This window comes from Labrys sp. WJW (genome assembly GCF_001676615.1).
In the GTDB taxonomy this organism is placed as follows: Bacteria; Pseudomonadota; Alphaproteobacteria; order Rhizobiales; family Labraceae; genus Labrys; species Labrys sedimenti.
Genome location: NZ_LYXZ01000031.1, coordinates 23,224 through 41,307 on the forward strand (window position 1 = coordinate 23,224; position 18,084 = coordinate 41,307).

Here is an 18,084-nt window from a genome sequence, read left to right on the forward strand (position 1 = left end):
CTTTGAAAAATGGCCGGCTCGTCCGGCCATTTTTATTGCCGACATTGCCGGATCAGGCCTGTCGTGGCAGCTTCGCGGACAATCGTGGGGGCCTGTCAGGTTGTTTTCGGAGCAAATGGCGATGAAGCGCATCCTGATCACCGGCGTGTCCGGAACCGGCAAGACTTCGGTGATCCGTGAATTGATGGCTCGCGGTCACCAGGCCTATGACCTCGACACGCCGGAATGGTCGCATTGGGTGCCGGCCGCCCCGGGAGATGATCTGACACCCGCCCAGGGTGAGGACTGGGTCTGGCAACTCGACAAGGTCGAGGCCTTGCTGTCGCGATCGACACCCGGTCCGCTCTCCGTCAGCGGCTGCGCCGAGAACATGGCCGGGCTGTTTCCCCTGTTCGATGCCATTGTCCTACTTTCGGCTCCCCTTCCCACCATCATGGCGCGGCTCGCGGCCCGAGCGGGATCCGGCTATGGCCATGCCGAGGAAGAACGGCGCAAGGTTGCCGCATTGATCACGGCGATCGAACCGCTGCTGCGCCAGTCGGCCGATTTCGAGATCGACACCCGCCAACCGGTGCAAGCGACCGTTGACGCGCTGCTGCGGTTTATCGAACCTCGCTGACGTCGGCGCCGCCATCGCGATAACGGCGCCATCACGCTCCTCCCCCTACTGTGGCGAACCGATCGCATGCGGGGGGCTGCCATGTCACGTATGGGCGTTGTCAGGACGGGGCGACCGGGCGCGCGGCATGTCGGCCGCCGATCACGCCTCTGCGTCGTCGTCTTCGGCTTTGCAATGGCCGCTGGAGCGGCCGAAGCCGCCCCGGCCATCCAGTGGGAAGTCGCCAATCGCTTCCCCCTGTTCCGCAACGAGGACCATTTTCGTGCCCTCGCCGCTATCTATGCTGGCCTCCCCTTGGCCGATCGCCAGAACCAGCCGGTGATGGCGCTGGAGGTCGAGTTGGAAAAGCGCGCCGATGCCAGGCAACTCGGCAAGGCTTTCGGCGATCCCGCGACGATCTGGCGTTTCGGCTGGGCCTCGGCCCTTGCCCGCAGCACCTGCTTCAGCGCAACCAATCGCGGGCATTGGGGCTGCAAGCTGGCCAATGGCGAGGACTTTGTCGGCGCGCGCAAGACCGACATCCTGGCGAGCGTCACCGAAGCCCCTGCGGGTCGCCAGTGCCAATGGCTGGTCAATGGCACGGTGGCCGCAACGGCAGCCTGCGACACCGCGCAGATACGCCTTGCCGGCATCCCCATCGCCACCGCCTTCACCCTGGCCGTCAAGGCCGACGGCCAGGCCCTGGCCGAAGCGCCTGACCAGACCGTCCGACCGATCACCATTCTCGGCATGGGTGATTCCTTCGCCTCCGGCGAGGGCAATCCCGACAAGGCCGCGGTGCTCGGCACCGACGTCAACAATTTCCAGGAATCGTCGCACCTGCCGGGTGAATCGGGATGGCGCGGCCGGCTGCGGCTTTACCCCCTCCGCTACAAGCACAATTTCGACAGGAGGTTCGGGATCGGTGCGCTGTGGATCAACCAGCAGTGCCATCGCTCGCTTTATTCGCACCAGCTCAAGGCCGCCCTGGCGATCGCCTTGGAAGCCCCTCATGCGAGCGTGACCTATCTGGGCTATGGCTGCACCGGCGCCGAAGTCTTCGAGGGCCTGCTCGGCTACTGGGTTGCCCGCGACGACGTCCCCAAGGACAGGCCGGGCAAATCCGGGCAATACGATGCCTCGCCGCAGGTGATGCGGGCCTTGCGTGACCTCTGTCCGCTGCCCCTTACGGGCTATAATCGCTTCTCGCCGCCGGCGCACTTCTCCTGGAACACCGATCTCAAGCGCTGCGCCGCCTTCAAGCGCAAACCCGACATCCTCCTGCTCAGCATCGGCGGGAACGATATCGGCTTTTCCCGGGTCATTGCCGGCGAAGCCCTGGCCGCCAGCAGCAACTTCCTGTCGCTTCGGCGAACCGCCGAAAGACTTTGGATCAAGGGGGCCGATCCTATCACCTTTCAGGATGCTACGGCTGCCGAGAGTTCGCTGGCAGAACGCTATCGCGTCCTGGCCCAGGCCTTCGAACGGCTCCTGGGCCTGAATGGCTCCCAGATCATCCAGAGCGGGTATCCGCAGATGCTGCACACCGGCAGCGGCACCTGCCCGCATGCCCCCAGCGGCGAAGCGGGCACGGCTGGAATGGATCTCCACGAAATCTTCCGGATCAGCAAGCCGACCACGGGCCCGGACTCGGTTGCCTTCGTCGACGGTCTCAACGCCAAGATACACGCTCTCGGCACCGGCACGGGCTGGCAGGTGGTCAGCGACTTCGCTGCAGCCTTCAAGGGCCACGCCTTGTGCCAGCCCGGCATGGCGGACGGCAGCAACGCTCCGGATGGGCTTCGCTTTCCGGTCAGCAATCCCACCGGGCAACGCTGGACACCGTTTTCGCCGCCGGTCTGGCAGGCCTATCGCCCGCGGCAACGCTGGTTTGTCACACCGAACGATGCCTTTCTCGCCGCCAATACCATGCGAACGCTGGCAGGCAGCGGCGGCGATCCTCACATGAACGGCCGCGCTCAACCGGTCCTGGCGGCCACCCTCAGCGGCTCCTTCCATCCCAACGCACTCGGTCAGGCGGCCATGGGCGACGGGGTGCTGAAGGCACTACGCCAGAAGCTGGGATTGCCCGCACCCAGCGCTCCGGCACCGTAGCGATCGCCTGTGCCATGCAGCAACCTTAAACAGGTGTCGAGATTAACCATGCTGCAAGAATGACAGGTGCTTGGCACTCTCCCTGGAAATCAGAAAAAACGCCCGTTTTTCTCCCAATTTGTCCCATTCCAACCAGTAAAATGGCCTCGATCACCATCGGGGCGAGCCGCAATTAACATATTGGGCCAAATCTTGTCTGTCAGAGCCTTGCTTCTGTCCGATTCAAGACCAAAAGTTAATTTTCAGTAAATGAGCCATTCATCGTAGCGTAGCGTAAGGATGCTCAACCATGAAGAAACTCCCGGGTCTGATCCTGGTCACCGGCCTTGCCGTCAGCACGGCCTCCTGCAGCTCCAGCCCGGCCGGGCGAGCTTTCAACGGTGCTCTGATCGGCGGCACCAGCGGCGCCATCGTCGGTAGCCTGGTCGCTCGCCAGCCGACCACCGGTGCGCTGGTCGGCGGTGCCATCGGAGCAACCACAGGCGCCGTCGTCGGCCTCGTCACGACACCCGAACCGGCGCGAACCAGCTGGTTCTAAGGCCGGCGCTCCACGCCCCAAGGAAGCAGGCCCGTTGCCCCGGACGAACAGCCGGGCGCAACGCGGACCGGCACTGGTCCGTCGGCATTTGACGCTGGAGCCTGCCGAGCGCCATAGTCCTGCTGTCGTTGCATGGCATGCGTGGAGTGCCTTCGATGTCGAGACTGATCATGGGTCCGGCGGGAGCCGTCATTCTGACGATCTGCCTGGTTCTACCGGCGCTCTCGTCGGAGTTGACGCCTTGGCCCCCTCGTGATCCCGGACAGCCCGAAGCAAGCATCGCCATTACGAAGGCCTGGGTCACCGCCTTACGGGAAACCCGCGACTTCGCCAGCCTGCAAAGGGCGGCCGGCGCCGGTGGCAAGCTTCTTGCTGTCGAAACCGATCCGGAAACACCCCGAGCCATCTATGGCTGGAGGGGACACGATGGCCGGGGACAGATGAAGGTCTTTCTCTACCGCACTGGGGATTTCGGCATCACCGCCACGCCTGCAGACGGGGCGGGCGAAATCAGCATGAACAATTCGGGGGCTTTCGTCTGCCCTTCCTGCTCGCCGCCGGTCGATGCCTGTGGGCGGCGTCCCTCATGGGTGTCGCACAGCGTGCATTGGGACGGATCCGATTGCCATTGCACCATCACCGGCCCGCAGACATTACGGCCTGGCCCGTGCTGAAGCAGGCTCGATGCTGTAATTCCTTGTTGCCGCATCTTTTTTGCCGAAAACCGGTACCCACTTTTCGGCGCGATGCTCTAGTCGAAGCCCGCAACCAGGATGAGTTCCCGGCTACCCGGCTCGACGGGCCGGCGATCCCAGTCGCCGAACCAGGCCTGGTGGGAAAACCCGGCTTTCTCGGCAAGAGCCGAAATCGTCGCCTGGGACGCGAAGCGCAAGGTGCTGCGGCTGGAGACTTCCGTTCCGTCCCCAAAGCGATAGATGGAACGAAAAGATACCAGCTCGCCCTTCTTCTCGATATCGACATGCATGGTTTCGGGGGCACCTGCCGAGGAACGGCCCACCACTGGCTTCCCCCATTGTTCCCAGATCCGCGCTTCGGGATTGCGCGTCTCGAACGCGAAACGCCCGCCTGGCGCAAGCCTTTGTTTCACGGCCTGCAGGAAAGCCAGCATGGTCTCGTCGTCGAGCAGCACCTGGAACGCATGCCCGGTCATCACAACCAGGTCGAAACTTCCCTGGACATCGCCGACCAGCCCGTGAACCCAACGCACCAGATGCCCGTGCGGACGAGACCGGGCGACGTCCAGCATGGCTGCGGCAGGGTCGACGGCGGTGACCGCATGCCCCTGTCGGGCAAAGGCTGTCGCCATCATCCCGGTTCCACATCCGATATCGAGGATGGCCAGCGCCGATCTGCCTGCCAAGGCGAGGTAGAAGTCGCTGTCCGGTCCCCATGGGTTCTGGATGTCGTAGAGAGACGCCAGGCGCGGATCGGTATAATGCGCGCTCAGCTCATTCAACCGCAGCGATCCCGAACCGTCGCCTGACCTGGTCGGCGCGTTCCGGGGCCACGCGCACGGAGACATGGGTGACGCCAGCCTCATCGGTCTCGCGGGCCAGTACATCCGTATTGGCATGCAGCCAGGCAAGGCCCGCTCCGTCCGCCGGCGGGATGTCGATGGCCAGCGTCAGCCGCCCGGCCGCCACCACCGTCTCGACCCGGTCGAGCAGTGCAGGCAACCCTTCCCCGGTTACGGCCGAGACCACCACGGGCCGATTTCCGCCCTCGCGCCGGGAAGCCGTCAACAGCGCCTCGCGCGCTGGCTCTTCGATGAGATCGACCTTGTTCCAGACTTCGATCACCGTCTGCTTGGCCCCCTCCTCGATGCCGAGGCTGTGCAGGATGGAGCGCACATCGCCCGCCTGGGCCTCGGTGTCGCCATGGGAGATGTCGCGCACATGCAGGATGACATCCGCCTCCAACACCTCTTCCAGGGTGGCGCGGAAGGCCGCCACCAGCATGGTCGGCAGTTCGGAAATGAACCCCACCGTATCGGACAGGATCGCCTTGGTGCCATGCGGCAGCTTGAGGGCGCGCAGCGTCGGATCCAGTGTGGCGAACAGCATGTCCTCCGCCAGTACCTCGGCCCGGGTCAGCCGGTTGAACAGCGTCGACTTGCCGGCATTGGTATAGCCGACCAGCGCCACGATCGGATAAGGCACCTTGCGCCGGCTGGCGCGATGCAGGGAACGGGTACGCTTCACCTGCTCCAGTTCACGCTCGAGCTTGACGATGCGATCCTGCAGGAGACGCCGGTCCGATTCGATCTGGGTTTCGCCTGGACCGCCCAGGAAGCCGCCGCCGCCGCGCTGGCGTTCGAGATGGGTCCAGGATCGGACGAGACGCCCTTTCTGATAGTTGAGATGGGCGAGCTCGACCTGCAGCGTGCCTTCCTTGGTACGGGCGCGCCGACCGAAGATTTCGAGAATCAGGCCGGTGCGGTCGATCACCTTGGCGCCCCAGGCCTTTTCGAGATTGCGCTGTTGCACGGGCGACAGGGCGCAATCCATCAGCACGAGGGTAATCTCTTCGGCTTCGACGACCGCCTTGATCTCCTCGACCTTGCCCTTGCCGATATAGGTCGAAGGGCGGATTTCGCCGAGCGTAACCACGACGGCACCGACCACATTGAGATCGATGGCGCCGGCAAGACCGACCGCCTCCTCGAGCTTGGCGTCGGGTGAACGCACGAGATCGCTCTCGCTCCGGCGCGAAAGCACCGGGGCGACGACATAAGTTCTTGTGCCGGAAGCAACTTCCAGCTCATGCGCATCGATGCGATGCGCCGGATCCTTGAGAGTATTTGCTGTCAAACGTCAACTTTCGGGCGGGGGTGCCCCCGCCACCGCCGATACGGCAAGAATCAAAGCTTGTCCGCGCCCTCGATCTCACCGCCTTCGAAGAGTTGGACGGGATGGCCCGGCATGATCGTCGAAATCGCATGCTTGTAGACCAGCTGGGAATGACCGTCGCGGCGCAAAAGCACGCAAAAATTGTCAAACCAGGTCACAACGCCTTGCAACTTCACACCATTCACCAGGAAGATCGTGAGCGGGATCTTGTTCTTGCGGACATTGTTGAGAAACGTGTCCTGTAGATTTTGGGTGCGCTCCGCCGCCATAATACCCCCGAAACTCCTTGACCGCGGTTGGTCCGCGGACATTCACAAGCAAAATCAGCCAACGCCGACGCGCCTGCCTTTCATGCAATCATCCTACATAGTCGACGGGGATGCTGCGTCGCGCAAGCAAAAGTTTGCAATCGCCACGCGTCATTCCGCCCAATCTGTCGGAATGATCGCAGATGGAGGTCAAGCCATCATCTGTCAAGCAACAATGGTATACCAGGCGCTAAAGTGAACGCTCGGCCACCTCATGAAAACGCGCGCGCAATCGAGCGGTCAGCGCCCCTGGCTTGCCGTCGCCGATCACCGTGTCGTCGATACGCACGACCGGCATGACCAGCGCCGTCGCCGCCGTCACGAAGGCTTCCTTGGCTGCCTTGGCTTCCGCCAGCGTGAAGGGCCGTTCGCTGACCAGTAGATTGTCGCGCCGGGCGAGGTCCAGCAGCGTGGTTCGGGTCACGCCCCGCAGAATGCCGCTCTCGGCCGGGCGGGTCAGCAGGGTGTTTTCGCGGGTGATGATCCAGGCATTGCTGGCCGCTCCCTCGGTGACATAGCCATCCTTGTCGACGAACCAGGCCTCCTTGGCGCCACGCTCCTTGGCCCGTTGCCGCGCCAGCGCATTGGGCAAAAGGCCGGTGGATTTGATGTCGACCCGTTCCCAGCGATTATCCGGCAGGCTGATCACCGAAATGCCGTTGGCGGCGCCTGCCTCCGCCTTGCTGCGGTCGACGGAGCGAGCTGTCACCACCAAGGTGGGCGGCGTATCCGCCGCCGGGAACACGAAATCGCGCCTGGCCGCTCCGCGCGTGACCTGGAGATAGACCAGGCCGTTGCGGACCCGGTTGCGCCGGACCGTCTCGCGCAGGATAACCTTGAGCGCCCCCTCCCCGACCGGCATGCCGATGCCCAGCTCCGAGAGCGAGCGCTTGAGCCGGGCAAGATGCCGGGTCTCATCGATGAGCCGGCCACCGAAAACCTCGCAGACCTCGTAGACCCCGTCGGCAAACTGGAAACCGCGATCCTCGATATGCACGCAGGCGTCGCGCAGCGGCACATAGACCCCGTTCACATAGGCGATGCGGCTCATGATGGCCTCGGGTAAGCTTCGGCCGGGACTGGGCGGCAAGGGCTGCCGCCGAGACTCGGCCAAGATTTGGCAACCCAGACGGTGTGCCGCAGATTGAGGCCAGTGACAACCCGCGATCGGCCGTCACGCCAGCCAGAAGGGCGCACCCTGGGCAAACCGCTTCCAGAGCCTGTGCAGCGATCCGGCAGCGACTTCCTTGTCGCGAGCCTGCCAGCCGGTTATCAGGCCAGCGCCACGATGCAGGGCGGCATCCTGCGTTTCATCGGTGAGCACCGCCAGCAAACCGCCCGTCGTCGCGGCGTCATTGGCCAGACCGAGCCCTTCCTGGAGATCGGCAAGCCGGGCAAGATAACGCTGCGCCTCGTCCTTGGCAGCGAAGACGCCACGGAAGAACTCGGCACCATAACGCAGTTTCTTGAGCACGAGCCGCAATTCATGCTGGGCCACCGGCTCCAGCCGCCTGAAATGCTTTCCCCCTTTCAGGGCGCGGCGATGCAGCCGTTCCAGCGCCTGGCGAGCGAATTGCTCGGCGGTCTCCGCCAGGATGCCGAGCGACCCGCTGGCGATATCATTGCGCCAGGCGCGCCTTTCGACGGTGCGCCCGAGTGTCAGCAGGAAACGGTTGTAGCGGGCACCGGCGAACAGTTCTCGCAGATGCTGATAGCCATGCAGCCGTCGCGGCTCGACATGAGCGCGCATTGCCGCAAAGGCTCTCTCGTCGGGGCAATGTGTCTCGATCCCGGGAATGGTATCCACCACGAGCACGTCCCAATTGCGCACGGGCCCGAGCGTGGATGCCAACCATTTGGCCTCGACCGCCAGCAACGCGAGCGTCGGTGAGCCGATCTGGCGCTGGAGAATCGAAATAGCGGTGCGCATGCGCCGCAATGCCACCCGCATCTGGTGCACGCCTTCCGGCGTCCTCCCCTCTTCCACCACCGCCTGATTGGCCACCATGTGACGCTGGCAGTCGCCGAGCAGCTTGGCGACGATCTCGTCGACATTGTCGGCCGCGCCGATGCTGCCCTTGGCGGCGCGCACGCCCTCTGCCGGCGGATCATAGGCGAGCTTGTAGCCCCGATCGGCCTTGGCCAGCGTGCCTACGCGGAGAGGTGCAACATCGAGCAAGGCCAGGGCGACGTCATAGAGAGCCCCCGCGTCTCCGCCCTTGAGTTCCAGTTCGAGCTCGCTGATGCCCTCGCGGCGCTCGCCGGCCCGAATCTCGCCCTGGTCGAAGGCCAGTTCCAGATTGGCGGAAGGCAGGTCGAGCGCCTGGATGCGCCTGCGAAACTTGGTGACGAAGACAGGCTCGAGCACGCCATTGCCGACGCCGTCCATTCCGATTTCCAGTGCCTCGGGCGGCAGCAGGGCCAGATCCGGCTCCAGGCTCGGCACAGGCACCTCCCACTCATGGCGGGCCAGGGGATTGGTGCCGTCGGCCGGACGCTTCAGCGTCTGGATGAAGCTCTTGCCGCTCTTGCGCACCCTGAGGGCGATCTTGTTGCGATAGAGCTTGCGGTCTGGCGTATCGTAATAAGCATTCTCGAAATTGCGAAAGACGCCGCGATTGCGCGCATGCTGGGCAATGACCGGAACCGCGGCGAGAGAATCGAAGCTGCCGGCGGGAGCCAAGAGCTTGAGCTCGATTTCTCGATTGGCAGCAGGGGCCGGCAATGTCGGTGCGGGCACTGCCGGTGCGGGTCTACTGCCTGTTTCCACGTCTTTACTCCGAGCAATGTCGTCACCGGACCGACGCGGCCGTTTTGATGACGATTTGATGACGAAACGGAGCTATGGCAGATCGAATTGTCACATACTACCACCCGGCGAGCCCTAAAACGTGCATCACCGTGGACAGATGTAGTTCAAATCATTTCCCACGCCAGCGGCGTGAATGGGCAGGGCCCGCGATGCGGATGGCTTGCCATTCGCATGCTGCAGGCCCCAGGCCCGGCGCCTCAACCCGTCCAACCGCCATCGATGATGTGGATCTGGCCGGTCGTATAGGTGGCCCCCGCGAGATAGACGACGAGATCGGCGATCTCTTCCGGCTGGCCGATCCGTCCGATCGGCTGGCGCGAGACGAAAGCGGCGCGAGCCGCTTCATAATCACCGGTCGCTTCCAGGCGTTCACGCAGGGAGGGACTCTCGACGGTCCCGGGTGCAATGGCGTTGCAGCGTATGCCCTTGCTTACATAGTCCGCCGCCACCGATTTGGTGATACCGACCACGGCGGACTTCGAGGCCTGATAGGCAAAGCGATTGGGGATGCCCTTCACCGAAGAGGCCACCGAAGACATGTTGATGATGCTGCCGTCGCCACGCGCCAGCATATGCGGCAGGAAGGCCCTGATCATGCGGAACATCGCCGTGACGTTGAGATCGAAGGCGAAATTCCAGTCCTTTTCCGTACAATCGAGAATGGTCCCGGCATGGACGACGCCGGCGCAGTTGAAGAGAATGTCGGCCTTTGGGCCGTGCCGCTCCGCAAAGGCGCTGATCGCTTCCGGCGAAAGCACGTCCAACCGTTCGACGGAGATGCCTTCAACCCCGGCAAGATCCGCCAGCTTGTCCTCGGCGATATCGGTGGCGACCACCTGGGCGCCGGCACGAGCCAGCGCGATCGCCGAGGCGCGGCCGATTCCCTGGGCGGCCGCGGTGACAAGGGCTGTCTTGCCCTGCAGGGATAGGGACATTTTTCTCTCTCCGTCGTCGATCACCGGGCAGGCCGGCTCTTATGCATATGCTCAGTGTTGCGTGGGGCGGCGCCAGCTTGAAACATGCCGGCGTTCCCTTCCCGATTGATAGCTGCATTTGTATGAATTATTCAAATCGCGATCGTCGCAAATCGGCGGGCATCGCCTTGGGAGTATAATCTGACCGGGCGCGGTTGCCCGGGCCATCCCTGTCCCATATGGTCGGCGGCGCATCGAGTTTCTGAGTCTGACAAGGCGGGATTATGTCCGGACAGCGCACTTTTCTTTATGTCGGCGGCCCCACGCGCCCAACGCCATACTATCCAACCCATAACGCCAAGGGCATTTCCGCTTTCTCGTTCGACCAGGCAACCGGAGCGATCGCACCCGTCGGACTGATCGAGGGTATCGACAACCCGACCTGGATCGGTGTCGATGCCAAGCACAAGGTCCTGCATGTCAACAGCGAAATCTTCGGCTGGAACGAGGGTACGGTCTCGGCCTATGCCATCGACCCTGCGGACGGCACGCTGAGCTACATCAACAAGCAGCCGACCCTGGGCAGCATCACGGCCTTCAACAGCCACGATCGCAACGCCAATTTCCTGCTCGTCGCCAATTACAGCCTGACCTCGGAAGGCGAACTGCCCAACAAGGCCATCGCGGTGTTGCCGATCCGCGAGGATGGCGGGCTGAAAGCGGCCGTCAGCGATGCCACCCATGCCGGCACGGGACCGGATCCGGAGCGCCAGGAGCGCCCTCACCCGCATTGCGTTCGCGTCACGCCGGACAACCGCTACATCGTGGTTGCCGATCTCGGGCTCGACCTGCTCGTGGTCTATCGCTTCGATGCCCAGACCGGTGCGATCACCCGAGCCGGCGCCGCCTCCGTCCCGGCCGGGGCCGGCCCGCGCCATTTCGTCTTCCATCCACGCGGCAACCTGCTCTATGTCGCCAACGAGCTCGACTCCACCGTATCCTCCTTCGCCTTCGAGGCTGACCAGGCCAAGCTCACCCTGGTCAGCACCATTTCGGCGCTGCCTGAATCGGCCGGATCGGGCAGTTTCTGCTCGGAAATCGCGATTTCCGCCGATGGTGCCTATCTCTATGTCGGCAATCGCGGTCACGACACCATCGGTGTCATCGCCCTCGACAGCGAAGGCGGCATGGTGCTGGAGCACAACGCGCCCTGCGGCGGGCAGTTTCCCCGCCATTTCGCCATCGATCCTTCGGGCAACTTCCTGGTGGCGGCCAGTCAGAACAGCGACAAGCTCGTCGTCTTCTCCATCAACAAGGAGAGTGGCGAACTGACCCCGACCGGCACCGAGGTTCAGGTCGGCACGCCGACCTGCGTTGCCTTCCTCCAGATCGACGAATCCTGAGGCATTTCCCGAAAGCCGGCATTGCGGAACGCACCGCCACTGGCGGTGCCCACCGGAGCCCTTGGAAGCAAGACGTGGGCGACAAGCTTCTCATTCTCGATGTGGGCTCCACCGCGCTCAAGGCGGTGCTGTATGACCGTACCGGCGCGGCCGTGGCCTCGGCGGCAAGACCCCTGACCACGCAGACCCGCTCGGACGGCTCCGTCGAGCAGGATGCACGGCAATGGTGGACCGCTACGCAGGCAGCGGTGAGCGGGCTGCCGTTCCGGGCCGATATCTGCGCAATCGGCCTGGCCGGTTCGATGCAGAACCTCATCGCCCTCTCCTCGGCTGGCGAACCCATCGGCCCGGCGATACTCTATTCCGATCGCCGGCTCGACCAGCATGAAGTGGCGACGCTGCGCGACCGGCTTCCCGGGGATTACGGCCAGCGCACCGGCAATCATCTCGATCCGGCCCATCCCATCCTCAAGCTGATGCGGCTCGAGCGCTTCCTTCCGGGCTCGTCGCTCGACACCGTCGCCGGCTTTCTCTTCGGAGCCAAGGATGCCGTGATCCAGCGCCTCACGGGGCGCAGCGTCATCGATCCCACGACGGCAACCACCACCGGGCTCTACAACATCGCCAGTGGCGCCTGGGACGAGACACTGCTGGCAGCGGCGGGCATCACGACTGCACAGATGCCGAAGATCCTGGCTGCAGACTCGGTCGCAGGCACCCTGGCTGGCGACGCCGCCGCCGCCCTCGGCCTGCCGCTCGGCATCCCCGTCCACAATGGCGCTGGCGATGGCGCGGCCGCAACCTGGGGCGCCTTCGCCGATACGCCCAACACGGCCTATGCCTATATCGGCACGACCGGATGGGTCGCCGGCACCATGGACATTGCCGATGCCCGCCCACCACGCGACAGCTATACGCTGGCCGACCCCGTCGAGGGCAGCCGCGCGATCGTCATCACGCCCTTCCTGTGCGCCGGCGCGGCACTCGACTGGCTGAGCGAGCTCACATCATTGCCGGTGGAGGCGCTGCTTGACCATGCCACGGCCGATGACCACGCCGCTCACCCGCTGTTCCTCCCCTATCTCTTCGGCGAGCGTTCCCCTTTCGAGGATCGCTCGGTTCGCGGCGCCTTCCTCGGCCTCGATCGTGGTCATGGGCCGGGCGCACTCTGCCGCTCCGTGCTGGAAGGGGTCGCCTTCGCCATCCGCCATAATCTGGAAGCCGCCGGCCTGCCGCGTCAGCCGCTGACGGTGATCGGCGGCGGCGCCCGCAGCCCATTGCAGCTGCGCTTCCTGGCCGAGGTCCTGAACCGGCCGGTCGTCGCGCCGGCTGCCAGCCAGGAGATGCCGGCTCTCGGCATTTATCGCATGCTCGCCCCCCGGCTTGGATTCGAGCCGGTGCAGCAATCGGCGGGCAGCATCACGATCGAGCCGGATCCTTCTCGCGCAGAAATAGCGGATCGGCGCTATCGCAGCTATCGCGCCGCATCGGATTTCGCGCGCGAACTGCCGCGGACTATGCCATAGCAACGCAAAGAACCTGCCCGGGCGATCGGCCTCGGGTTGAAGTGTATCGGGGGATCCACGTGAAGATCGGTGTTTCAATCTTGGCCATGACCTTGGCCAGCGTCGTCGCGAACGCGGCCCAGGCCGAGGATATCGCCGTGCTGACTCCCTATATCAGCTCGGTCGCCACCAACGAGATCGTCGAAACCTTCAAGAAGGACGCCGCCGGCAAGGGCTGGAACGTCAATGTCGTCGATACCCGCGGCGACCTTCAGCAGCTGGCAAGCCGGGTCGAGGACGTCACCAATGCCGGTGTGAAAGCCGTCGTCCTGGTCAGCGTCGATCCCAAGCAGATCGCCGACCAGGTCGCCGCCGCGGCCGCCAAGAAGATTCCCGTCTTCGCCCTCGACGGTGCCCTGGCCCCCGGCGTGACGGCCAGCATCGCCACCGACAATTTCGCCCTCGGCACCATCCTGTCGGACAAGCTGTTCAAGCAGCTGGGCGGCAAGGGCAACATCGTCAAATTCTACTATTCGGCCCATCCGGGCGTGCATCAGCGCGAGCTCGCCCTCGACAAGGCACTCGCCGCCAATCCCGGCATCAAGGTGATCGCCGAGCATTATGTGAAGGTTCCCGGCCCGATCGACGATTCCCGTCTCGCCATGGAAACCTTCATCCGCCAGCACGGCACCAAGATCGACGGGGTCTGGGCTGCCTGGGACGAGCCGGCGATCGGTGCCCTCCTCGCCCAGCAGAGCGATGCGCCCGATTCCAGGATGGTGATCGCCGGCATCGACGGCAATCCGCAGGCGGTGGACCTGATCAAGCAGTGTACCGACCTGATCGCCACCGTGCGCCAGGACTTTCCGGGGATCGCGCATAGCGCCGTAACCGAAATCGCCAACGTGCTGGAGGGCAAGCCCGTCAGCAAACAGGAAATCCAGGTCGAGGCCAAGATCGTCGACCGGGCGAGCCTGGGCGTGACGTGTCCGCAATGAGCCAACCCTCCGGCCGCGTTGTTCCGCGGCTCGAGATCACCGGCCTGAAGAAACATTTCGGCGGCGTGCATGCGCTCGATGGCGTCGACCTCAAGGTCACGCCAGGGCGGATCCATGCCTTGCTGGGCGAGAACGGAGCCGGCAAATCGAGCCTGCTCAAATGCCTGTCGGGCGTATATCAGCCCGATGGCGGTGCAATGCAGCTCGACGGGGTCTCGTATTCTCCTGGCGATCCCCGGGCGGCCGAGGCGGCGGGCCTGCGCTTCGTGCATCAGGAACTCAACCTGGTGCCGGGTTTCACCGCGGCCGAAAACGCCTTTGTCGGCCGGCGCTATCCGCGCCGTTTCGGCCTGATCGACCGGCAAGCCATGCATCGCCGTCTGGCAGCCATCCGCGACCGCCTCGGCATCGCCCTGCCGCTGGACGTGCCGGTGCGCCATCTCTCGGTTGGCCAATGCCAGCTGGTCGAGATCTTGCGGGCCTTGATGGACGAGGCTCGGGTCCTGGTGCTGGACGAACCAACAGCCTCCCTGAGCGAAAGCGAGGCCGACATCCTGCGAAAGGTGGTCGTCACTCTCGCGCAGGCGGGATGCGCCGTGATCTTCGTCTCCCATCGCATGGAGGAGGTGTTCGAGCTCGCCCAGGACTATACGGTCCTGCGCAATGGCCTCACCGTCGGCCAGGGCCTGATCGCCGAGACCACGCCCGACGCCGTCGTGGCGATGATGGCCGGCGACGCCCAGCTCCGCGATGCCCTTCCGCCTCTGGCCAGGCGCGCCGAAAAGCTGTTCGAGCTCGACGGCTTTTCCCCCTCGCCCCGGCACGGCTCCCTGCAATTGAGCGCCCATGGCGGCGAAATCATCGGCCTGTACGGCATCGTCGGCAGCGGGCGCTCCAGCCTGCTGAAAGCGCTCTGGGGCGCGATGCCGCGGGCGAGCGGCAGGTTGTCTCTGGCAGGGCGGCCTTTGCCGCCGGCCGGCATCCCCTCCCGGATTCGGGCGAGAGTCGCATTTGCGCCGGAGGACCGCCGCGGCAGCGGCCTGGTGATCAACCACTCCATCCTGGACAATGCCGCCCTCCCCCGCCTTTCCGACGGTCGTGCCGTGGCAGGCCTGCCCTTCCTGTCCTGGCCTGCCTTGCGGCGTAATGCCGGCGCGATGCTCGAGCGGCTTGCCGTGCGTTATGGCCGCCTCACCGACCGCATTGCCACCCTGTCCGGCGGCAACCAGCAAAAAGTGCTGATCGGGCGCTGGTTCAGGCCGGGCCTGCGCCTCTTCCTGCTGGACGAGCCGACGCGGGGCGTCGACGTCCGCTCCAAGGCCGAGATCCACGCCCTTTGCCGCGAGCTCGCAGGCGACGGCACGCTGATCCTGTTTGCCACCAGCGATATCGAGGAACTGTTCGCCCTGGCCGGGCGCATCGTGGTGATGGCCAAGGGCGCGATCGTGCTGGACGCACCGACCGCCGGCCTGACCCGCCAGCAGGTGCTCGCAGCAACCTTTCGCACAGCAAGACCGCATCGGGACTCCCGGAGGACAGCTTGAACTTCACCGCCCGCTACGGCACGCTTCTCGGCCTTTTCGTCATCGTCGGGGTTTTCTCGGCCCTTTCGCCAGGTTCCTTCGCCCAGGCCTCCAATCTGATCAACATCACCCAGCAATCCTCGCTGCTGGCCATCGTAGCCCTCGGCGCGACCTGCGTGATGGTGCTGTCGGAATTCGACCTCTCGGTCGGCGCGGTGGTATCCTGGGCTGGTATCCTGGCCGTCAGCCTGTTCGCACGAGGCTGGGGCATTCCGGCCACCGTTCTCGCCACGCTGGTATCCTCGGCGATCGTCGGCTGCGTCAGCGGCTATCTCGTCTCGAGCCTGAGGGTGCCGAGCTTCATCGCCACGCTGGCCATCGGCACGGTGGTCGGCGGCTTCACTTTCTGGATCAGCGACGGCGCCACGCTGTTCGGCAATATTCCGCCAGCCTTCCGCGATCTCGGCCGCGGCACGCTGGGCGGTGTACCGGTGCTGACGCTGTGGGCCATCGCGATGACGGCGATCTGCGCCCTTCTGCTGGACTTCACCGAGTCCGGCCGACGCATGGCGGCCATCGGCGGCAACCGCGAGGCGGCCCGCCTCACCGGTGTTCCGATCGTGCGCAGCACAGTGCTCGGCTTTGCGATCTGCACGCTGTTCGCCGGACTTGTCGGCCTCCTGCTGGTGGCGCGGCTGGGCAGCGCCCATCCGACCGGCGGCAACGGCTTCCTGCTGCAGGCCTATGCCGCCGCCTTTCTCGGCATGACGGCGTTTCGTGGCGGCGACGCCAACGCCCTCGGCACCCTGCTCGGCGCGGTGATCATCGCCGTGGTGGCGAACGGCCTCACCATTCTCGGTGTGCCCAACTACATGCAGGACATCCTGACCGGCCTGATCATCCTGGCGGCCGTGCTGGTGCGCAATGTCGGGCGCGGGCGGGAGTAATGACGGTAAGTGTCATCCCGGACGCGCTGCAGCACGCCGTGATGCGGTGCAGATCCGGGATCGGGATGAAGTGCGTTCTGGACGCGGGATGACAGGTACGCCCTCACTCAGGCCCCTGCCTCCGCTTCGAGATGGGGGCTTTCGAAGCCGAGCTTGCGCAACCCAGCCTGGATCTCCGGAATGCGCATGAACAGGTTCCAGATCAGGCCGGTGCGATAGTTCTCGATCATCACGATGATGGGGCCCTGGTCGATCGACAGGAAGGTGTCGGCGAACCAGCCTCGCTCCTCACTGAAGGCATCGACGAAGCCGAAGCGGCCCCAGACCTTGTCGCCATGCTTGACGAGGAAGTGGCGTAGGGCCGCCATGGCCTCTTTGGGCGCATAGGGAAAGCTCGACAGGGCGGCCGTCGGGCTGATCACCCCATTGTCCTCGCTCGGCTGATGGGCGGCGTAGCCGTCCGGATCGTCACTCGCCGTCAGGCCCCAGCAATCGGGGCCATAGCCCTTGTGGCCATGCGGATTGAGCACGCAGTGGCGATGATTGATCATCGTATGGGCGACATTCTGCCGCCAATAGTCGGCGTAGCGGTCCTTCAGCCCCCTGGGATCGAGGCCGAGGAAGGAATAGTGCGCCCAGAACAGCGGCCCGCCCCTGTCGGGGCCGAGCGGCAATTCGATGTCGTAATAGCTGCGCGGCGCCCCGAAATCCTTGCTGGCCGCGAAGCCGCGATGATAGGCGGCGGGATCGATCGGATAGCGCGGCGCCGATACGGCCATCACATAGGCGATCAGGCACTCGTTCCAGCCATGGATGTCATGGTCGAGCACGAAGCCGTTATTGGGGCTCCAATGCCAATAGAGCGCGTGGCGTCCCTGCGTATACCAGTTCCATTCGATCTCGCCCCACAGCCCGGTGATGCGCTGGCGCAGCCTCGTCTCGGCGGGGGTCTCGGCGTCGAAATATTCGCGGGCGCAAAGCAGTCCCTGGAACAGGAAGGCGGTCTCGACCAGGTCGCCTCCGTCGTCCTTGCGGCTGAAGGGCCAGACCCTGCCGGTTTCGCCATGCATGAAATGCGAATAGGCGCCATGGAAACAGGTGGTCGGCTCGATGACGTCGATGATCCTGGTCAGCCGCTCCAGTCCCTCGGCGCGGCTGATCCAGCCCCGTTCCATCGCCACGATCATGGCCATGATGCCGAAACCCGTCCCGCCGATCGCCACCAGGTCGTTGGGCGTGTCCACCGTGCGGGTGGTGCGGTCGCGGGCCATGCCGCTGGCCGGCTCCGCGCCCTCCCAGAAGAAACGGAAGGTCTGGCGTTGCACGGCTTCCAGCAGTTCATCGTCGGGCAGATCGACGAGATCGGCCGCCTCGTAGAGCCGGCCAGCCGGCTCGGTCCTGGTCATGCCCTTGCCCCCCTTCTCCGCCGCGATCTTCTTGTCGCCCTTGGAGAACTTCTTCTTGCCGGCCTTGTCCTTTGCCATCGTCCCGACTTTCACCCGTGGCAAGCCATGAGGGCTGCCTGATCGATTTTTAGACAGACGCTTCAACAG

Annotated in this window: 16 protein-coding genes; 9 read left to right on the top strand and 7 right to left on the bottom strand. The window is 64.6% G+C overall.

Annotated elements, in window-relative coordinates:
- The first annotated feature begins 121 nt into the window (after positions 1-121).
- The 4 genes from BA190_RS19135 (at position 122) to BA190_RS19150 (ending at position 3,925) form a co-directional block, all read left to right on the top strand.
- On the top strand, positions 122-619 hold the full coding sequence (locus BA190_RS19135) for an AAA family ATPase (RefSeq protein WP_068290848.1): 498 nt from the start codon (positions 122-124) through the stop codon (positions 617-619).
- Positions 620-700: 81 nt separating this feature from the next.
- Positions 701-2,713 carry a hypothetical protein gene (locus tag BA190_RS19140; protein ID WP_156771592.1) on the top strand — a complete coding sequence of 671 codons (2,013 nt, stop codon included), beginning with the start codon at positions 701-703 and terminating at the stop codon, positions 2,711-2,713.
- Between the two features lie 289 nt (positions 2,714-3,002).
- Positions 3,003-3,251: a YMGG-like glycine zipper-containing protein gene (locus BA190_RS19145; RefSeq protein ID WP_068290852.1), complete on the top strand. Its 249-nt coding sequence runs from the start codon at positions 3,003-3,005 to the stop codon at positions 3,249-3,251.
- Between the two features lie 155 nt (positions 3,252-3,406).
- Positions 3,407-3,925, top strand: coding sequence for a hypothetical protein (locus BA190_RS19150; protein ID WP_068290854.1), 519 nt, complete (start codon positions 3,407-3,409; stop codon positions 3,923-3,925).
- A 77-nt stretch (positions 3,926-4,002) separates the two neighbouring features.
- Here BA190_RS19150 and BA190_RS19155 read toward each other — a convergent pair whose 3' ends face one another.
- The 6 genes from BA190_RS19155 to BA190_RS19180 form a co-directional block, all read right to left on the bottom strand.
- Positions 4,003-4,728, bottom strand: coding sequence for a bifunctional 2-polyprenyl-6-hydroxyphenol methylase/3-demethylubiquinol 3-O-methyltransferase UbiG (locus BA190_RS19155; RefSeq protein WP_162275146.1), 726 nt, complete (start codon positions 4,726-4,728; stop codon positions 4,003-4,005).
- A complete protein-coding gene (hflX, locus tag BA190_RS19160; protein ID WP_068290857.1) occupies positions 4,721-6,082 on the bottom strand; it encodes a GTPase HflX in 1,362 nt (453 codons plus the stop codon). The genes BA190_RS19155 and hflX overlap by 8 nt, the downstream gene beginning before the upstream one ends.
- Positions 6,083-6,132: 50 nt before the next feature.
- Positions 6,133-6,390, bottom strand: a complete 258-nt coding sequence (gene hfq / locus BA190_RS19165) for an RNA chaperone Hfq (RefSeq protein WP_068290859.1) — start codon at positions 6,388-6,390, stop codon at positions 6,133-6,135.
- A 229-nt stretch (positions 6,391-6,619) separates the two neighbouring features.
- Positions 6,620-7,480: a D-amino-acid transaminase gene (locus BA190_RS19170; protein WP_068290861.1), complete on the bottom strand. Its 861-nt coding sequence runs from the start codon at positions 7,478-7,480 to the stop codon at positions 6,620-6,622.
- 123 nt (positions 7,481-7,603) lie between these two features.
- Positions 7,604-9,199: a CYTH and CHAD domain-containing protein gene (locus BA190_RS19175; protein ID WP_068290864.1), complete on the bottom strand. Its 1,596-nt coding sequence runs from the start codon at positions 9,197-9,199 to the stop codon at positions 7,604-7,606.
- Between the two features lie 239 nt (positions 9,200-9,438).
- Entirely contained in the window at positions 9,439-10,176 is a 738-nt protein-coding gene (locus tag BA190_RS19180) for an SDR family oxidoreductase (protein ID WP_068290867.1), read from the bottom strand.
- 263 nt (positions 10,177-10,439) lie between these two features.
- Here BA190_RS19180 and BA190_RS19185 point away from each other — a divergent pair, with 263 nt between their 5' ends.
- The 5 genes from BA190_RS19185 (at position 10,440) to BA190_RS19205 (ending at position 16,531) form a co-directional block, all read left to right on the top strand.
- Positions 10,440-11,558: a lactonase family protein gene (locus BA190_RS19185; protein WP_068290869.1), complete on the top strand. Its 1,119-nt coding sequence runs from the start codon at positions 10,440-10,442 to the stop codon at positions 11,556-11,558.
- A 74-nt stretch (positions 11,559-11,632) separates the two neighbouring features.
- Positions 11,633-13,084, top strand: a complete 1,452-nt coding sequence (locus tag BA190_RS19190) for an FGGY-family carbohydrate kinase (protein ID WP_068290871.1) — start codon at positions 11,633-11,635, stop codon at positions 13,082-13,084.
- Positions 13,085-13,170: 86 nt separating this feature from the next.
- Positions 13,171-14,061, top strand: coding sequence for a sugar ABC transporter substrate-binding protein (locus BA190_RS19195; protein ID WP_068290994.1), 891 nt, complete (start codon positions 13,171-13,173; stop codon positions 14,059-14,061).
- Entirely contained in the window at positions 14,058-15,605 is a 1,548-nt protein-coding gene (locus BA190_RS19200; RefSeq protein WP_068290873.1) for a sugar ABC transporter ATP-binding protein, read from the top strand. The genes BA190_RS19195 and BA190_RS19200 overlap by 4 nt, the downstream gene beginning before the upstream one ends.
- Positions 15,602-16,531 (top strand): ABC transporter permease, encoded by a 930-nt coding sequence (locus BA190_RS19205; RefSeq protein ID WP_068290876.1) that lies wholly within the window; start codon positions 15,602-15,604, stop codon positions 16,529-16,531. Before BA190_RS19200 ends, BA190_RS19205 begins: the two co-directional genes overlap by 4 nt.
- Positions 16,532-16,638: 107 nt before the next feature.
- On the opposite strand, the gene BA190_RS19210 is transcribed toward BA190_RS19205, so the two are convergent.
- Positions 16,639-18,015 (bottom strand): glucoamylase family protein, encoded by a 1,377-nt coding sequence (locus tag BA190_RS19210; RefSeq protein WP_245314840.1) that lies wholly within the window; start codon positions 18,013-18,015, stop codon positions 16,639-16,641.
- Positions 18,016-18,084: the final 69 nt, after the last annotated feature.